This window comes from Xenococcus sp. PCC 7305, assembly GCF_000332055.1.
Lineage (GTDB): Bacteria > Cyanobacteriota > Cyanobacteriia > Cyanobacteriales > Xenococcaceae > Xenococcus.
This window is the reverse complement of the sequence record NZ_ALVZ01000097.1, coordinates 1-17,769: the sequence shown is the minus strand read 5'-3', so window position 1 is coordinate 17,769 and position 17,769 is coordinate 1. Positions and strand designations below refer to the sequence as shown.

Genomic DNA, 17,769 nt, shown 5'->3' with positions numbered 1-17,769 from the left:
GGAAGCGATCGGCTAAGTGGCAATATTGGCAATGACACTATTTTTGGTGGTGAAGGTGATGACACTGTATTGGGAGGGGATGGCGATGATCGAATTTTGGGCGATATTGGAAGCGATCGGCTAAGTGGCAATATTGGCAATGACACTATTTTTGGTGGTGAAGGCGATGATATAATTTCTGGATTTAATGGCTTGGATAGACTAGTTGGTGGAAATGGTAAAGATATTTTTGTTTTAGGAGATGTTGAAGATTCTTTTTACTTAGAGAATGGCAATAATGATTTTGCTTTGATTACCGATTTCCAAATTGGGCAAGACAAGCTCCGTCTTTTTGGATCTAGCAATGATTATGATTTTATTGCTAATAGAATTTATAAAGATAACGATTTAATAGCCAATATATTTGGAGTTGATACTAGCGTTTTAAATAATAGAGATATTCAATATATATAGATGAGGAAAAGTTATTTTCTCACTTTTCCTCACTTTCATCAGAAAAAACATAGCTTATTTGAAATTTTTATATTTCACTTTAATTAGTGTTTCTTCATCTCAATCTTTTTGCTGTAATTTCAGTTCTCTTCTGTCCGATCTTTCTTTTTCTAAGCCATCGAAAAGACCTGGCTTCTTCGAAGCTAGCAATGCTAGTCTCCCATTGCGTACATTTTGGTTGACCTTAGTTCTTGAACTATTTCCATGAGTATCCTTACGCCAAAAGAGAAGATGAAACTCCTGAAATCCAGCCCATTGCAGTATATTCATCAAAACTTTAGGGCCAGTAGGAAACCAATTGAGATTGTACATCCCAGACATTAGAGCATTTTTATTTTCATTGGCAATTACTAATGCACCGTCGTCGAAGTTACTCCGTGTTGCAGTATCTAAATAAAGTAACTCTGTCGTGAGATCTGCGGCCAACTTGAGTCCAGACACAGGGTCAGGCAAATGATAAAAAATACCTTTGAAAAGAGTGATATCAAATGGCTTTAAGTTTTGCTTTTGCAGATCATAAAGATCTTGAACAGCAAAATTGACGTTTTCATTGGGAAAAGTGCGGTTTTCCAGAAGAAAATTTGCTTGATTAATCCAATGTTCGCGAACATCAAACCCAAAACATTCTGATGCACCTAATTCTTTTGCCCAAAAACTGTAACCACCACAGTTACAAGCACAATCCAAAAACCGTTTATCTTTTAGGCCATTAGGATATATTTTTTGCATGAGTTTTTTAAATTTATCTCCAGGATCGACAAAGGCAACATTACTGGAAGCTTCTGCATGTTGAGGATCATTTTTAATAGCATCACGGTAAATGGAAGTACCAATTTCAGGAGTCACTTGAACATTCAAATGCCAGGGACCAAGTTCGACGATTTTTTCTTCTAACCTTGCTGTTGTGGACGTACTTATTGTTGTAGACATAGGTTATTCACTTTTTTTATAACGAATGGGGATTGACAATATTCAACTTTTAGTAAAAATCTAAGGTTACAATCCTTGTTTTGACTCGTTCCATTATAGTTATCTATTATTTATATATTAGGCGAACAATATTTAAATAATATTAAATTTCAATTGAATCAATTATCGTCAGTTCATGTCATGAAATATGCGTTTATCAATTCCAGTTAAAATTCATGCCTAAAAAATCTTCTAGTTTTTGATTATGAGGTTGATAATATTCGACAAGAGCATGACGTAAAGATTCATCCATTGCTAAATATTTACCAGCAAAAGTGTTTTGATATAAAGATTTTTTATGACTCGATATATTCAAAAATTTATAAACTTTGTTCATCGTATTGGCAGGATTTGTATATAAGTCTTCACTTCGTAAAATCAAAAATTGTTCTCTGGGAAAAAACTTCATCCATTCTTTGAGCCAATAGACATACAAACCTAATAAAATATAATAGGATTGTACTTTTCTATACGCAGTCTCATCTTCTAGGATCAAATTACTTAATTGAGTATTTTCTAATTCTGATAAAATTGAGTCTTTAAATGAATGTTGGGCTCCAAACCACTGAGCCGTATGATTATAGTGGGAATATGCCCGTTCTACAGGATTTCTTAATACGACAATTAGTTTCAGCTCAGGAAAATGCTGAGCAATTTTTGACCATACTCCATACTCACTAAGACAAGGAGTAGCTTCTCCCGTCAAAAAAGATTGTTCTTTCAGAATTGGAAAAAAATGAGATGAATACCAATCTATTCCTCTATCATAGTAACTGTTAAAAAAATGGATTTCTTTTTTTAATGCTGGAATAATTTGAGGATGCTCAGATAAATAAGTATAAAGAGAAGTACTCCCACATTTCATGCCTCCAATTACTAAAAAATGAGGTTTTCTTTCTTGTTCTCTTTTAAGGTTAGATAATATTTGTGGATTAGATAATAAAACCTGCTTCTCAAGGGCAGTTTGATAGTATTTATTTGCCTTGTTGAGCTGACCTTGTTTAGTTAGAAGTTCTGCTACTGTAGTATAAATTAGCGGCAAAGTTGCATTGTCTTTGCAAGATAAAATTGCTTGATCACAACAAGAAATTGCTTTTTCTATCTGACTTGCGTTTAATTCAGACCATATTAGCTTATGATATATTGGTCCAAATGTAGGCTCTATCTCAATAGACTGAAACCAATATTGAATCGCTTTATCTAATTTACCCTGTTGCTGAAAAACAGTTCCTAATTCATAGTAAATCTTAGCGTTTTTTATTTTTTTACTAATAGCGTCTAAGTAACATTCAGTCGCTTCTTGCAATTTTCCTTTTTTTTGTAATTGTATTCCTCTTTCTAAATATTGTTCGGATTTTTGAAGATTGTTTTGATCGGAAATTATTTGTGATTTTTTTTCTAAAGCTTTACCTAGATCGAAATATGTACCGTGATAATCTGGATTGAGTTCTACAGCATAGCGGAAAGTTTTAATAGCTTCTTCTAATTCTCCTTGCTTTACTAATGCTAAACCTAAATGACGATAAGACCAAAAATAATCTGGCTTTTCTTTAATCGCATTACGATAAGCCCGGATGGCTTCTTCAATTTGATTGTTATTTTCTAAAGCTAAACCCAAAGCGTGATAAGAAGAAAAATGTGGCTTTATTTCTGTCACTTTACGTAGATTAGCAATGGCCCCATCAAATCTTTTTTGTTTCGTTAAAAAGTTCCCTAGCTTTGAATAAATTTCAATTTTATTTGGGTTCAGGTTGAGTGCTATTTTGTAAAAACATATTGCTCCATCAAATCTTTTTTGTCTTGCCAAAGCATCGGCTAATTGTTCATATATTTCTGGCCGATCTGATTTTATTTCTAATGCTTTATGATAAAGTTGTGTTTCGTCTGGATGTTGCTTTATTTCTTGAAGATAATTATTAAAGGATTCTTCCAAAGATTCTTTAGTATTTAGTTGTAATTGTACATCTGCTAAATTTCTTCTAAGATTTGGTAGATTTGAGTCAAGTTTCAGAGCTTTTATATAAGCTTCATAAGACTGTTTCCATTGCTTTTTTTTGGCTAAACATTGTCCCAAAATATGGTGAGCTTGTGCCAAATTAGGATCTAAGCCTATCGCTTTCTGACAACAATAAATAGCTTCATATAAGTTTCCTTGTCGTTTTAAATAGAGTCCTAAATGATAGTAGAATACTGCTATATTTGGGGCTTTTTCTAGAGAAAGACGGGAGTATGCTATCGCTTTATCTAACTGACCTTGCCAAAAGTAAACTAATCCCAAACAATGATATGACCAGCAATAATTGGGATTGATTTTAATAGATTTTTCGTAGGATTTAATTGCTTGCTCTAGTTGATCTTTTTGAGCTAATACTTCTCCTATGAAATGATAGCATTCATGAGAGCGAGCCTCTACTTTAATTCCTTGTTTATATGTTGATATAGCTTCATCTAGCTTGCATTCTTTTCTTAGCTTATGTCCTTTTTCAAGTAAATCTTGAGTGATTTGTTGGGTATCTACTTGCTCCATTTTTTTCGCCAAACAGATTACTAATTTATAATTTACTCCTGACAGAATACTATAGCCTTCTTCTTAAGCTTTGCCCAAGATTATGAGCTTATTCGTGAATTATAATTAACAACCAGTTTAATAAAAAGCGACAATTTTAATAATTAGTACCTTTAAAAATCATTCTCACTTCATTGGCGGGAGCTAATGTGACCCCGCGACGCTGGGGCTTTTCCTCATTATTTTCGGCTAGCGCCAAGTCATAACGCGATAGGATTGTTGCGATCGCAAGCCTGAGTTCAAACTGAGCTAAAGCTTCGCCAATACAACGACGCGCACCACCACCAAAGGTAATAAATTCGTAGGGAGAAAATTGTTTTTCGAGAAAACGCTCTGGTCGAAATTGTTTGGCATCAGGATAGATATCTTCTCTTTGATGAGCTAAATAAATGCACCCCACGAGAATCTGCCCTGGCTGAATATCGTAGCCCAATAAATCTACCTTCTCAGTAGCAACTCGGGGAAAAGTCAGCATTCCCACGGGATAAATCCTTAAAGTTTCTTGGCAGACTGCATTGAGATAGGGCAACTTCATAATCTCCATGGGCTCCGGATCTGCCCCCAAGCTCTCTAATTCAGTCAAGAGCTTGTGCTTTACTTCGGGCAAAGAATGAATCCAATACAAAGCCCAGGCCATTGCAGTGGCAGTGGTTTCATGACCGGCAAACATCAAAGTCATCAATTCATCTCGTAATTCAATATCACTTAAGGGCTGCTCTTCTTCATCCCGCGCTGACATCAATAAAGATAAAATATCTTGCCTTTTTTCGTCGGGATGGGCTCTGCGTTCTGCCAATTCCTGGTAAATAGTACTATTAATAGCTTTTTGTTGTCTTAAAAGATTGCCCCAAGGACTCCAAGGTCCCAAATCTTTTTGTAACCAAGGGAAAAAGAGAAAAGCTGAAGTTAAAGGAGAGCTAAATACATCAGATAGCTTACTTAGTAATCCTTTGAGCTTTTGAGCTCGCTCTCCACTATGTAGGCCGTAAACGGATTCGAGTATAACTTGTAGTGAAATCTCTTGAGTGGTTTTTCTGGCAGTAAAGGCTTGATCCAGCGTAAATTGATCGAAAATTTTAGTAGTCAAATCGCAGATTAATTGACCATAGGCGGGCATTCTTTCGCGGTGAAAAGGTGGTAATAAAAGCTTTCTTCGTTTCTTGTGGCGATCGCCATCCAGCATAGTAATGGAATATTCCCCTAGTAGGGGTTTGAGTAAACCATTCTCTTTGCCTGAAGCCGCAAATTGTCGGCGATCGCTTGTTAGCAGTTGTTGAATCGCCTGAGGATGATTGACAAAAACCAAATTATTGCCAAAGCCGATGATCTCCGCAGCAAACAGGTCGGGATGATCTGCCACTGCCTCTTCCATATAGCCGACAGGGTCACCAATCCATTGCAGACGTTGCCACAGAGGATGTTGCTTAACTTTTGGTATTGGTTTTCCCATGAATCTTTCCAAGCAATATACTAATTTTTATAGAATATATCCCATTGTAGAAAAAGATTCTAGATAAAATCAGTCATATCAATATCACCGGCATTAATTCCTTCAAGAACAGCTAGGGTTTGAGTTGTTGCAGTTTCTAGAATACTGGTATCAGCTCCAACTTGAGATATTGTCAGGTCACCAAAAGCAAGACCCCCAGTCAAGTCCAACAAATCAGTTCCATCGGCAAAGTCTTCGATGATAACCCGATCGGCCGTAATATTAGATTCTAGGGTAAAGCGATCGCTATCAGGGCCTCCCACTAAACGATCTAGCCCTAAACCGCCAATAAGCGTATCTGCTCCATCCCCACCTAATAAGCTGTCGTTATTATTTTGCCCAACAAGCACGTCAGCACCAGACTCACCAAAGAGAGTGTCATTGCCATTGCCCCCAAGCAACCTATCATTATTGTTTTGACCGATGAGAACATCAGCACCCGAGTCACCATAGAGGGTATCATTGCCGTCGCCTCCTAGTAATCTATCATCGTTATTTTGCCCAAAAAGCACATCGGCATCGGACTCCCCGTAGAGGGTATCATTGCCATTGCCCCCTTGGAGCGTATCTAAACCTGAGCCTCCATAGAGCGCATCATTATCATTGCCCCCCAACAATCGGTCATTATTATTTTGTCCAATGAGAATATCCGCACCAGCATCACCATAGAGAGTATCATTGCCATTTCCCCCTAGTAATCTGTCATCATTATTTTGCCCGAAAAGCAGATCCGCACCAGCATCGCCATAGAGAGTATCATTATCGTCGCCCCCTAGTAATCGGTCGTCATTATTTTGCCCAAAAAGCACATCTGCACCAGCGTTGCCATTAAGATTATCATTGCCATTGCCCCCTTGTAGAGTATCTAAACCTGAGCCCCCATTAAGAGTGTCATTGCCATCCTTGCCCAGTAATCGATCATCATTATCATCTCCAAAAAGAACATCGTCCTGAGCTCCACCATCTAGGGTGTCATTGCCATCTCCCCCATACAGGAAGTCATTATTCTCCTCGCCAAAAAGATCGTCAGCTCCAGACTGCCCAATCAGAGTGTCATCACCGATCCCTCCATACAAGAAGTCGCCATCATCACCGCCTAGTAATCGGTCGTTATCATTTTGTCCGATGAGAATATCTGCACCAGCATCACCATAGAGAGTATCATTACCGTCGCCCCCTAGTAATCTATCGTTATCATTTTGCCCGAACATAACATCGGCATCCGATTCCCCATAGAGAGTATCATTACCGTCTCCTCCTTGGAGTTTATCTAACCCGGAGCCTCCGTAGAGAGTATCATTATCATCTCCGCCCAGCAATCGGTCGTTATCATTTTGTCCGATGAGAATATCTGCACCAGCATCGCCATAAAGAGTATCATTGCCGTCGCCGCCTAGTAATCTATCGTTATCATTTTGCCCGAACATAACATCATTACCAGAGTCGCCATAGAGCGTATCATTATCATCCCCCCCCAGCAATCGGTCGTTATCATTTTGACCAAAAATAACATCGTTACCAGTGCTGCCATTGAGAGTATCATTGCCATCTCCCCCAGCTAAGGTGTCATTTCCTCCTAGTCCATTAATATTGTCGTCTCCGGAGGTTACACAAGATGTTAGATTATCGTCTCCATTGGTAGGATTACAGATACTGATGCTAGTACCAGTGACGGAGATATTATCAAAGGCAAAACCGTCATTAGTCAGAGGAAAATTATCAAATTGTTGGAATTTAATCTGAACATCAGAACCTAGAGTTAAACTATTAGCAGCAGCGATCGCAGTTAAATCAAAAGAATTAGTTTGAAATGAGCTTAGAGAATTACTACCTGTTAGGCTAATTAATCTAACCCAATTTGTGCCATCAACGCTAAGAGCGACACCATCAGAATTATTAGAACCCAAGAAAGTCGAAGGCATAACATCGTCTTCGTCGCTGAATTCCTTTTGCTGGAAACTTAGTAAGATATCGGTAAAACCAGTAGTATCAAGATGGAGAATTGCTTCATTAAGAGATAAACCAAAACCTTCTGCTGAACTGTCTAAAATAAGCTGTTGAGCTCCTAAAGGGCTGAAATCGCTAGTAACCTGAATTCTGCCAGAAGTATTGCTATTAGTCTCAAAGGCTAGAGGCAAATCACCATCATCAAAATTTTCGCTAAAAGGCAGAGTTGCTGGTACCACTGAACCAAAAATTGCATCATAAGCATTGATCAAGCCGAAACCTGTGACATTATCAAAACCTGAAGGCGTAATGTCTATTGCTGTAGATTGCAGACGAGCATAAACTTGATGGGGCGTAAAACTGGGATTAGCCTGTTGAACTAGAGCAGCCACTGCCGCTGCATGGGGAGCTGCCGCAGAAGTTCCGCTAAAGTTGGGAAAAGTATCAAGATCTTCAGGTATATCATTACCCGGAATAAAGAAAGTTGTATTAGTGTCATCGATCGCAGCAATATCAGGAGTTTGTCTAATTTCTGGCACAGCCTTTAGCGTGCCATTAGGCTCAAAGAGAATCGTGTTTGGACCCTCAGAAGTAAAAGGTTCGGGATTATTTTGATCAAAGAAAGGAATTGCGGCCACTGCTTGAGCATTAGTTGCTGCGGGATGACCGTTAATCGTAGGACTATTGGTATCATACTCAACAAAAAGAGGATCGTTGTCAAAGCTAATCCATTTAATTCGATTGGGATCAGGACCCGCAAATTTTTCGATTTCGATAAAAAAGTCTTGGTTGGAGGCACTGGTATTTTCAACAACGACGATCTCAAATGGGGTTTGATTAGCAATATTATTACTAGCTGATTGATCAACAAGATTATTTGCCGAATCATAAATAAAAATATCTAAGTCTGTATCTACTCCACTAGTTGTGAAAAAAGGATCGTCCCATTGGAAAGAAATACGAAAGGAAGCACCAGGGGCTAATGTAATTTGTTGGTTGGTATCAATACCCGCACCAGGATCAAAATCATATTTAATATCAGAAAATTGCCCAGTACCAACACCAGTATTCACAAAATTAATACTAGTGGCTTCGTAGGATTCATCAGCACTATTGCCAGCAGCAGAAAAATAAGTAACGTCCTCATTGGTTACTACATCATCTATGGCTTGGGCGATTAAGCCATCTTGGAAAAATGGCTCACTCAAATAGCCAATATCATCAACTAAGACGCTAGAGTTGCCTATGGTAGAATCAGCAGCATCACGAATTTGTTGAGCAAAATCAGCTTCACCAAAAAACACTGAAGAAAATACCAAATCGGCTCCAGGAGCTAAATCATGAACCAACTGAAGCATCGCTCGACCTTCATCGCTACCAGGCTCATCGAGTTCTTGTAAGACTGTAACTCCCCCCGCAGGTAAATCTCCCGAGGTAATATCTGCTGCTGCTGAACCATCGCCTGAAGTGTCATAACTATCACTAAATACTGCAATAGTTTGACCTGTGCCATCATAGCTGGTGGGCAAAGCTGCTCTGACTCTATTTGCTTCCTGGACAAAGTCGGCTTGGCTATCTGTATCCCCAACATTTGTGACTGGCTTATAGACAGGAATCACACCCATGATAAGTCCTTCGTCTACTAAAACTTCAAGATTAGAAATATTATCAAAGGCAATATACCCTTCTATGAGATGATTTTGGGCAGAACTACCAAGTGTTTCAAAACCTAGATTATCCAGAAAAGGTAACAAAGCATCGATATCTTCTACGGTAATCCTGACTGCTACTCGACGAATATTCTCATCGATTATGAGGAAATCATTACTAACTTTAAATAAATTACTCGAAATATTATCATTAGATTTGCTATTGCGATCATTATTCAAGTTTTCTAACTGTAGTAGAACATCAGAGACAGCAGAAGATTTACTACCTGGTAACCCATTGAGATCCATAAGATTAATATGTATTATTTCTAACTTGAACTGAAGTTGTTAACCATAAATAAAAGACTTCAGCTCTAGATAAATATCGCTAAAATCCGAAACTGAAAAGAATATGATTTAAGACAATTATGGTTGTTTATTTAGTCGACGACAACCGAAATCATGCTTAAGAATAAACCCGTATATATAGGTATTAACAACAGTTTTCAAGTTGTAATCTAGTTGAAATACTAATCTTTATAGACATTTTTTAAAGCGATCACAAACTCTTAAAATGTTAGTTATATGATTAGAAAATTTACTAGTTCTGCATTAAGAACTTGGGGATTTAGGGATTTGGGGATTTAGGGAAAATTCTATTACTTCGTTGTTAAAATTGGGAAATTTAATAACAATTAATCATTACTAACAGGGCGGAAAGGATGTAAAAAGTTTAGCAAAGGATTGATTGCCCGAGTTTGAATCCACAACCTACCCTTACCACTAAATCGACAAACTAAACCTTCACCCCCAAATATCCCTGTGAGTAAATTATTAAAAGAAAGTCCGCCAATCAACTCCACATTGTAGTTAAGACTATCTTCAAAGGCGACAATATAACTAGTATCAACTATATAATTTTCTGAAACTTCAATTTCTAATATTCCACCATAGGAACTAAACCAAAAATCTCCTTGGCCTGTTGCTTTTAATAAAAACAAAGATTCCCCACTAAAAAATCCTTTAAAACCCTGAAACTGAGTATTAATTTCAATAGTAGAAGCGCAAGCAACAAAACCCGATGATTGCACCATCAAATTATGTCCAGGTTCTACATAATAATGGGCAATATCGCCAGGAACCCCAGGGGAAATATAGATTTCTCCCTTGCTCCCGAGGGCCGTAAACTCATTAATAAATAATGATTCCCCGCCGAACATGCGACCCACACCCCGTAGTAAACCACCTCTGATCTTCGACTGCATTTGCAGCGAAACATCCATCGCCGCCATAGCCGAAGCTTCGACCAATACTGTTTGATTGGTTGGGACATCTAAAACTAAAGAAGCATAGGCAGGAGCATGCTCTACTCTATAGGGAATATCATTTTTCATAATAATTTATTACTTATTACTTATTACTTATTACTTAATCACCGTGCTGGCAGTCGAGAACCAATAAAAGAACCAAATGCTCTTGGACTATGGGTTTGGCAATAAACTTTGCCTTGGCCTCTAAAATGACAAACTAAACCTTCACCCCCAAGAAAAGCTCCTAACCAGCTTGAACCCGCTTTGTTAATACTGAAACTAAGACTACGCTCAAAGGCAACAATATGTCCTGTGTCAACAATATATTCTCCGTCAACGTCAATTTCATAAATACCGCCAAAGGAAGTTATTAACGCCTTTCCATAGCCAGAGATGGTTAACCAAAAAATTGACTCACCAGAAAAAAGCGATCGCAAACCCTGAAAACCCAAATCAATATTCACGCTGGAACTACAAGCTAAATAGGAACCTGACTGGACAATCAAATCTTGTCCCTGCATATCATAGACTAATAGATCACCTACTAACTTCGGAGCCAACCAGACTTCGTCTCCAGTTTTGCCGGAACGAAATACACTGAGAAATAAATACTCCCCCCCTAATACTCGCCCCACACTGCCGAAAATGCCCCCAGAACGACCTTGCCGCAGAGTGGTATTGGCTGATACCGTTGCATCCATGGCAATCATAGAACCTGCTTCGGCTATCACTTCTTCCCCAGCATCTAACGTTACACAGGCGATCGCACTATCGGGTTGTTGTAATAATTCAACCTTCATGATTTTCCCAGTCCTGATTTATGGTTGATCAAAAAAAACTACCGGCAATATCTCCTAATATTGCCAAGATTATCGAATAGTATTAAATACTCTATCTTGTATCATGCCTCTGACTTTTCTCCTCCCTCTGGCCTGATTGGCAATTTTGCCTATTTGAGGACGGAGAAATCGAAGTAAACCATCAAAACTGCGGGATTGAAGGTAGATATCACCATGACCTGAAAGTCGGTTTACTAAACCTTCTCCAGAAGTTAGAGAGCCAAGTAAACCGCCTGAAAGTTTAATTCCCATTTTAATCCCCGGCTCATAAGCTACCAAATGACTATTATCGACAATAAACTGCCCTGCGATGGTTTTTTTTGTAATGCCACCATAGGCTCCAAAAAATACTTTTCCTATACCACCAATTTTGAGTTTAAATAACCCTTCGCCCATTAGCCAACTAGTAAAACCAGCCCAGCCTACGGTCATTTTTACCCCGGCCGTATGGGCTATATAAGCACCCGGTTGGAAATATAATTCTCTCCCTTGGAGCTCAATTTCTGCAATATCTCCTATTACCGATTGACTTAATACAACTTGTAATGGTCTGCTGGTTTTATTGGCAAAAACATTAACAAACAGAGATTCTCCCCCGAATAATTTTTTACCTAAAGCAGGAAGAAAACCCCCAGAAAATTCGGTCTTCATCGTTAGCATACTATCCATACTCACCATGGCCCCTGCTTCAGCTGTAATGCTTTCGCCCGGCTCTAGAGTCACAAAAATAGTTGCAAAGGCTGGCTTATACCTAATGTCGCACTGCACAATTTTAGAGATTATTTTTTCATCTCTAGTATGTCTGAACTTGAAGTAATGTCAATATGTAGCAATTTTGCTACTCGTGAGGTGCCGCAAATCTAAGCTCTAGGGAACAGGGAACAGGGAACAGGGAACAGGGAACAGGGAACAGGGAACAGGAAATTTCCCTTCTGCCCTCTGCCCTCTGCCTTCGAAAGTAAATTTCTACAAAACGCCTGCGTTGCTTAATCCTAAGATGATTCCTGCACCCAAGATATGTCCTAAACTGGTGGTTGCTAGCAATTCAGCAATACCGAAATTGGTAAATACTCCAGGTAAAGGGATCGGGAAACTAGGGCCTTGACCAGGGTTTTGAATAGCATAACGACTGATTGCAATCACAAATAAGTTAGAAAAAATCATAATGATGGCCACAGAACTATTCCACTCAATAGTTGAAGGGGCATAGTAAACAGCCAAATGTAAAGTAGATATCATTGTGGTATAAACTCCTGCTTGATTAAAGCCTAATGTTCCTAGGATATAGAAATCTGTTTCCCAAATAGCTTTTTTCTTTTTAATAATTAACAGAACAATTAACAGTAGCAATAGCTCAACTTTGTTTCATCGCTATTTGGGGTCTAACGGGAGAGATAACTGGGTACCCAGACCACGGTCAAAAATCTCGATATCCCATTGTCCAGAACGATTACTTTCAAAAGTTACAAACCGACCATTGCCGCTAATTGTGGGGTTGCGGACTTCTGCTACAACATTTTTGGTAATGTTTTCGCTATTTCTTTCTAGGCGATCATAAATAAAAATATCTGGTTTGCCTAATTGTTCTGAGACATATACTATATAGCGACCATCGGCACTAATATCGCCCTGAGATTGCATCGTTTGCGATTGGTTTAGTCCGGGAATATCTAGCAGACGGCGATTGGGAACGTCATAAACTAGGATATTACGTTGAGAGTCGCGATCGCTGGTAAAGACTAAATAACGACCATCATGGGAGAAATTAGGTTCTGTTTCCGCTGCTGTGGTATTAAGAGTTGCCCCCAAATTATGGGTTGGTGGTGTAATATAGCCTGATTCGCTACAACCAAATAATGCGATCGCGATACATCCGATAGCGCAAGATAGAATAAAACGCATTTTATAACTTCATGGATGATTGATGAGAAAAAGTTGATTATCACTATTGCTCGGGAGCGGGCAACGTACAACAGTTGACATCATTGAGGCATACTTTGCCCCATTGCAACGCCCAACGCACCAACTCGACACGATTGTCGACATTGGTTTTTTTCAAGATATTACTGATATGATTATCCACCGTTCTCTTGCTGATTTCTAGCTTTTGGGCGATTTTGTGGTTACTCAACCCGCTGACCACCAATTCTAATATTTCGAGTTCCCGGGCCGACAGTAATGCGGGGTAGTCGAACTTGCTAATGACCATAAGTATTTGTTCTCTGGTATATTTACTTAATTATCCTATTTATAGAGGAAAATAACACCCTAAAATCAATTCTTCATTTTTATTTCAGAAAAATTAGAATATTAACTATTTGTATATCTCTATGGTACAGCCAAACAAGATACTCTCTCGTGATTCACTAATCCTCAGAAAAATGATAACTAGTATGAGCGCCATTTGGGTATAAAAAAGTACAAATTACTGAAACTTCAGGATTGTACTTAATAATCAAATCTTGCAAACCAGCTTCTTTCCAATCACTGACAACATTTGGTAACAAGCTCATCGGCTTATAAACAATTTGCCATTCTTCCAAATCAGATGAATTATTCTCTAATTGCTTAAGAATTACGACAGTTCCTTTTTCGGCGAAATCTTGATATCCTTTTTTTGCGATCGCAACTATTCTCTCCGCATTAGCTTCAAGGGCTTCAATTTGTTCTTCTCTAGTTTCCAACGGCTCTGGCATTTATCTTTAAAATCGATGGGAAATGGATGACTATCATAACAAATTAGAGTCTAGGTCTGAGGTTTTAGGTTTTGGGTTTTAGGTTTTAGGTTTTAGGTTTTAGAGGACTGTAATTTAGACTAGAACTAAACAATTTTGCCGATACCAAGCAATAGTTTCTCGCAATCCCTGATGAAAACTAGTTTGGGCAATAAAGCCGAATTCCCGCTGAGCCTTAGCTGTATCTAAACAGCGACGAGGTTGTCCATTAGGTTTGTCGGTTTCCCAGATAATTTCTCCTGCAAATCCCATCAACTCGCAAATTAAGAACACTAACTCTCGGATCGAAATTTCCTGAGATACTCCCAAATTAATGGGTTCGGCTTTGTCATAATCTTGAGTCGCCATCACAATTCCTTGGGCAGCATCGGTAGAATAAAGAAACTCGCGGGTTGGAGTGCCATCCCCCCAAACGGCTAAGGTCTTTGCCCCTGATTGTTGTGCCTCATGGACTTTACGAATCAAAGCGGGAATGACATGGGAGCTTCTGGGGTCAAAATTATCTTCTGGGCCATATAAATTGACAGGCAATAGATAAATACCGTTAAATCCATATTGTTGACGATAGGACTGAAGTTGTACCAACAAAGCTTTCTTGGCAATGCCATAGGCGGCATTAGTTTCCTCGGGATAACCATCCCACAAATGTTCTTCTCGAAAAGGAACAGGTGTAAATTTGGGATAGGCGCAAATCGTCCCAATACAAACGAATTTTTCAACTTTTGCTTCATAGGCAGCATGGATTAACTGTGCGCCCATAATCAAGTTGTCATAAAACAATTCGGCTGGTTGGACTCGATTTAGGCCAATACCTCCAACATGGGCTGCCAAATGAATCACGATATCCTGCTGTGCCACAGCCTGGGAACAGTTATCAAGGCGACGCAAGTCACAATCTCGCGATCGCGGAATAGTAATCTGATGGGGGTCAGCTCCAGCAAGAATCAGTTGCGCAACAACTTGTCTCCCCAGAAAACCAGCACCTCCAGTAACCAGAATTCGCTTGTTGTTTAAACTAATCATTAGTCCCGTTTGCTCTTGATACTAGATAAAAAAACTGTAAAAAACTTAATCAACTGCCACAGCTAAACCTTGACGGATTGATGGTGACTCTAAGGTCATTGAAGGCTCACTATTCTCAGAAGATAAACCCAAAGCCGATAAATCCGCATCTACCATCAATTTTACTAAACCAGGGAAATCTACCGAGGGTTGCCAAGCCAGTTTGGTTCTGACTTTGCTAGGATCTCCAATCAGTAAATCAACTTCTGTAGGCCGCAAATAACGAGGGTCGAAAACCACATAGTCTTGCCAATTGAGATTGACATAACCAAAAGCAATATCTAAAAATTCTCGAATTGAGTGCGTCTCGCCCGTTGCGACTAGATAATCATCAGGAGTTTCTTGTTGCAGCATCAGCCACATTGCTCTTACATAGTCTTTGGCATACCCCCAGTCTCTTTTCGCATCAAGATTACCAAGATAAAGCTTGTTTTGTTTTCCCGCCACAATTTTTGCGATCGCCATAGTAATTTTGCGAGTCACAAAAGTTTCGCCACGGCGCGGTGATTCATGGTTAAACAAAATGCCATTGCAAGCAAAGAGATTATAGGATTCGCGATAATTAACAGTTTGCCAATGAGCATAAACCTTCGCACAAGCATAGGGACTGCGAGGATAAAAAGGAGTTGTTTCTGTTTGAGGAACTTCTTGAACCTTGCCAAACATTTCTGAAGACCCGGCTTGATAGAATTTTACTTCCATAGCAGTCCTTTTTTGGTAATCCCGAATTGCTTCTAACAAGCGCAAAGTCCCCATCCCGACAGTGTCCGCCGTATATTCTGGTGAGTCGAAACTCACTCGAACATGGGATTGCGCCCCTAAATTATAAATTTCTTGGGGTTCTATTTCTTCAAGGATGCGGCGCAGAGTTGTGCCATCGGTGAGATCTCCGTAATGGAGAAACATTTTCGCTGTCGGACTATGGGGATCTTCGTAAATATGCTCGATGCGATCGGTATTAAAGGTGGAAGTTCGGCGAATAATGCCATGTACTTCGTAACCTTTTTCTAATAAAAATTCACTTAAATAAGAACCGTCTTGACCTGTTATTCCTGTAATTAAGGCTCTTTTCATCTGCATTGTTTATGGGTACAAAAAAATTACTGTTCTTGTCCTCAGTTTTTTATTTTTACTAAGACTCTGGGCATGAGTGGATTGATTTTAACCTCTTATACTCAAGTTCCAAAATTTTCCAATTTTCCCAGGTTATAACATTCTTATTTTTTTTGTGACCACCTCTATTTTCTATTCTTAAGTTTTTATTAATTTGCCTGGATTTTAATGGTATTATCTGCAATTATTCTGGATAAATATTAGGAGAATTTTGCTCTAGCCTCAGCCTAAATACAATTAAAAAATGAAAAAAATACTACTTATTGGAAGTACTGGACAAGTTGGACAAGAACTCCTCACAACACTCCAATCTTTAGGTGAATTAACCACTCCAACTCGTCAGGAATTAGACCTTACCAAACCTGATGAAATTCGAGATGCGATCGCATCAGTATCACCAGAGATTATAGTTAATGCCGCAGCTTATACTGCCGTAGATAAGGCCGAAACTGAATCACAACTGGCAATGGCGATTAATGCTTTAGCTCCAGAAGTTATGGGGGAAATGGCACAAAAAATCTCTGCAAAGTTGGTACATATTTCCACTGATTATGTTTTTGACGGCCAGCATTGTACCAACTATAAAGAAGATGATATTACCAATCCTTTGGGTGTATATGGTAAGTCAAAACTAACAGGAGAGCTCGGCATTAGAAAAAAATGTGATGACCATATAATATTGCGAACTGCTTGGGTATACGGCTGTAAAGGACATGGCAATTTTGTTAAAACAATGTTGCGATTAGGAGCCGAAAGAGATGAATTAAAAGTAGTTGAGGATCAGATTGGAACGCCCACTTGGGCCTATGATATTGCCGCTGCGATCGCAAATATCATAGAAAAACCAACCGAGATCCCCTCAGGAACCTATCATTATACAAATACTGGTGTTGCTAGTTGGTATGATTTTGCTCTAGCCATTTTTGATGAAGCCCGACAACTCAACTTCCCCTTGAAAATCAAAAAAGTATTGCCCATAACTACCGCAGAATATCCGACTCCAGCTCAGCGACCGGCAAATTCTATATTATCTACAACAAAATTTACTCAAATGGTAGGACTCTATCCTCCTTATTGGCGGGATTCCCTTAAGAAAATGCTAAAACAATGGCAACAACTATCTATCAAAAGTTACTAAAAAGTAAATAGATGAGTTCTGTTTTTCCCCATTACCCATTACCCATTACCTTTACTCTCTAGCGCATAATGAAAGCATTAATTCTCTCTGGCGGCAAAGGAACTCGCTTACGTCCCTTGACTTATACTGGGGCAAAACAACTAGTTCCTGTAGCAAATAAACCCATTCTTTGGTACGGCATCGAATCTATTGTGGCAGCAGGTATTGTTGATATTGGAATTATTATTAGTCCAGAAACAGGAGGAGAAGTTAAGGCCAAAACTGGAGATGGAAGCAAATTTGGCGCTAATATCACCTATATTTTGCAAGAAGAGCCCTTAGGTCTTGCCCATGCTGTTAAAATTGCTCAGCCTTTTCTTGGTGATGCGACCTTTGTGATGTATTTGGGAGATAACTTGGTTGAAAGTCAGTTAGATTTATTCATTGATAAATTTAAAACTCAGCAGCTCGACGCTTTAAC

The 17,769-nt window shown here is 38.9% G+C and carries 16 protein-coding genes; 3 read left to right on the top strand and 13 right to left on the bottom strand.

Annotated features, from left to right (window positions below; translation table 11 throughout):
* Positions 1-453 (top strand): calcium-binding protein (locus XEN7305_RS03950; protein WP_006508050.1); only part of this gene is annotated, 453 nt, incomplete at its 5' end.
* A gap of 99 nt (positions 454-552) precedes the next feature.
* Here the strand turns inward: XEN7305_RS03950 and XEN7305_RS26370 are convergent.
* The 13 genes from XEN7305_RS26370 to gmd all read right to left on the bottom strand — a co-directional run bounded on the left by XEN7305_RS26370 (position 553) and on the right by gmd (position 16,138).
* Positions 553-1,422 (bottom strand): bifunctional 2-polyprenyl-6-hydroxyphenol methylase/3-demethylubiquinol 3-O-methyltransferase UbiG, encoded by an 870-nt coding sequence (locus tag XEN7305_RS26370; RefSeq protein WP_006508049.1) that lies wholly within the window; start codon positions 1,420-1,422, stop codon positions 553-555.
* A gap of 196 nt (positions 1,423-1,618) precedes the next feature.
* Positions 1,619-3,988 (bottom strand): tetratricopeptide repeat protein, encoded by a 2,370-nt coding sequence (locus tag XEN7305_RS03940; RefSeq protein WP_006508048.1) that lies wholly within the window; start codon positions 3,986-3,988, stop codon positions 1,619-1,621.
* A gap of 136 nt (positions 3,989-4,124) precedes the next feature.
* Entirely contained in the window at positions 4,125-5,477 is a 1,353-nt protein-coding gene (locus XEN7305_RS03935) for a cytochrome P450 (protein WP_006508047.1), read from the bottom strand.
* A gap of 59 nt (positions 5,478-5,536) precedes the next feature.
* Complete coding sequence (locus tag XEN7305_RS30120) at positions 5,537-9,421, bottom strand: S8 family serine peptidase (RefSeq protein ID WP_006508046.1); 3,885 nt, start codon at positions 9,419-9,421, stop codon at positions 5,537-5,539.
* A 386-nt stretch (positions 9,422-9,807) separates the two neighbouring features.
* Complete coding sequence (locus XEN7305_RS03925; RefSeq protein WP_006508045.1) at positions 9,808-10,506, bottom strand: TIGR00266 family protein; 699 nt, start codon at positions 10,504-10,506, stop codon at positions 9,808-9,810.
* A 38-nt stretch (positions 10,507-10,544) separates the two neighbouring features.
* Positions 10,545-11,222, bottom strand: coding sequence for a TIGR00266 family protein (locus XEN7305_RS03920; protein ID WP_006508044.1), 678 nt, complete (start codon positions 11,220-11,222; stop codon positions 10,545-10,547).
* 69 nt (positions 11,223-11,291) lie between these two features.
* Positions 11,292-12,029, bottom strand: coding sequence for a TIGR00266 family protein (locus tag XEN7305_RS03915; RefSeq protein WP_006508043.1), 738 nt, complete (start codon positions 12,027-12,029; stop codon positions 11,292-11,294).
* A 198-nt stretch (positions 12,030-12,227) separates the two neighbouring features.
* Positions 12,228-12,500 carry a photosystem I reaction center subunit PsaK gene (gene psaK / locus XEN7305_RS03910; RefSeq protein WP_052035131.1) on the bottom strand — a complete coding sequence of 91 codons (273 nt, stop codon included), beginning with the start codon at positions 12,498-12,500 and terminating at the stop codon, positions 12,228-12,230.
* 132 nt (positions 12,501-12,632) lie between these two features.
* The gene (locus XEN7305_RS03905) at positions 12,633-13,163 is read right to left on the bottom strand and encodes a PD40 domain-containing protein (RefSeq protein WP_006508041.1); all 531 of its coding nucleotides are present in this window, start codon (positions 13,161-13,163) and stop codon (positions 12,633-12,635) included.
* Between the two features lie 43 nt (positions 13,164-13,206).
* Positions 13,207-13,470: a response regulator transcription factor gene (locus tag XEN7305_RS03900; protein ID WP_006508040.1), complete on the bottom strand. Its 264-nt coding sequence runs from the start codon at positions 13,468-13,470 to the stop codon at positions 13,207-13,209.
* Between the two features lie 157 nt (positions 13,471-13,627).
* A complete protein-coding gene (locus XEN7305_RS03895; RefSeq protein ID WP_006508039.1) occupies positions 13,628-13,957 on the bottom strand; it encodes a hypothetical protein in 330 nt (109 codons plus the stop codon).
* Between the two features lie 114 nt (positions 13,958-14,071).
* Positions 14,072-15,019, bottom strand: a complete 948-nt coding sequence (locus XEN7305_RS03890; RefSeq protein ID WP_006508038.1) for a GDP-L-fucose synthase — start codon at positions 15,017-15,019, stop codon at positions 14,072-14,074.
* 45 nt (positions 15,020-15,064) lie between these two features.
* A complete protein-coding gene (gmd, locus tag XEN7305_RS03885; protein ID WP_006508037.1) occupies positions 15,065-16,138 on the bottom strand; it encodes a GDP-mannose 4,6-dehydratase in 1,074 nt (357 codons plus the stop codon).
* A gap of 277 nt (positions 16,139-16,415) precedes the next feature.
* On the opposite strand from gmd, the gene rfbD reads away from it, so the two are divergent.
* Both rfbD and XEN7305_RS03875 read left to right on the top strand, forming a co-directional pair.
* On the top strand, positions 16,416-17,309 hold the full coding sequence (gene rfbD, locus XEN7305_RS03880; protein ID WP_006508036.1) for a dTDP-4-dehydrorhamnose reductase: 894 nt from the start codon (positions 16,416-16,418) through the stop codon (positions 17,307-17,309).
* A gap of 68 nt (positions 17,310-17,377) precedes the next feature.
* On the top strand, positions 17,378-17,769 hold a 392-nt coding region (locus XEN7305_RS03875), incomplete at its 3' end, for a sugar phosphate nucleotidyltransferase (protein WP_006508035.1).

Bases quoted from the DNA above. Each gene is read 5' to 3' on its own strand.
- XEN7305_RS03895 (WP_006508039.1), bottom strand. From the start codon at position 13,957: ATGCCAGAGCCGTTGGAAACTAGAGAAGAACAAATTGAAGCCCTTGAA.
- XEN7305_RS26370 (WP_006508049.1), bottom strand. From the start codon at position 1,422: ATGTCTACAACAATAAGTACGTCCACAACAGCAAGGTTAGAAGAAAAA.
- XEN7305_RS03935 (WP_006508047.1), bottom strand. From the start codon at position 5,477: ATGGGAAAACCAATACCAAAAGTTAAGCAACATCCTCTGTGGCAACGT.
- psaK (WP_052035131.1), bottom strand. From the start codon at position 12,500: ATGATATCTACTTTACATTTGGCTGTTTACTATGCCCCTTCAACTATT.
- XEN7305_RS03890 (WP_006508038.1), bottom strand. From the start codon at position 15,019: ATGATTAGTTTAAACAACAAGCGAATTCTGGTTACTGGAGGTGCTGGT.
- XEN7305_RS03925 (WP_006508045.1), bottom strand. From the start codon at position 10,506: ATGAAAAATGATATTCCCTATAGAGTAGAGCATGCTCCTGCCTATGCT.
- XEN7305_RS30120 (WP_006508046.1), bottom strand. From the start codon at position 9,421: ATGGATCTCAATGGGTTACCAGGTAGTAAATCTTCTGCTGTCTCTGAT.
- rfbD (WP_006508036.1), top strand. From the start codon at position 16,416: ATGAAAAAAATACTACTTATTGGAAGTACTGGACAAGTTGGACAAGAA.
- XEN7305_RS03920 (WP_006508044.1), bottom strand. From the start codon at position 11,222: ATGAAGGTTGAATTATTACAACAACCCGATAGTGCGATCGCCTGTGTA.
- XEN7305_RS03905 (WP_006508041.1), bottom strand. From the start codon at position 13,163: ATGCGTTTTATTCTATCTTGCGCTATCGGATGTATCGCGATCGCATTA.
- gmd (WP_006508037.1), bottom strand. From the start codon at position 16,138: ATGCAGATGAAAAGAGCCTTAATTACAGGAATAACAGGTCAAGACGGT.
- XEN7305_RS03900 (WP_006508040.1), bottom strand. From the start codon at position 13,470: ATGGTCATTAGCAAGTTCGACTACCCCGCATTACTGTCGGCCCGGGAA.
- XEN7305_RS03940 (WP_006508048.1), bottom strand. From the start codon at position 3,988: ATGGAGCAAGTAGATACCCAACAAATCACTCAAGATTTACTTGAAAAA.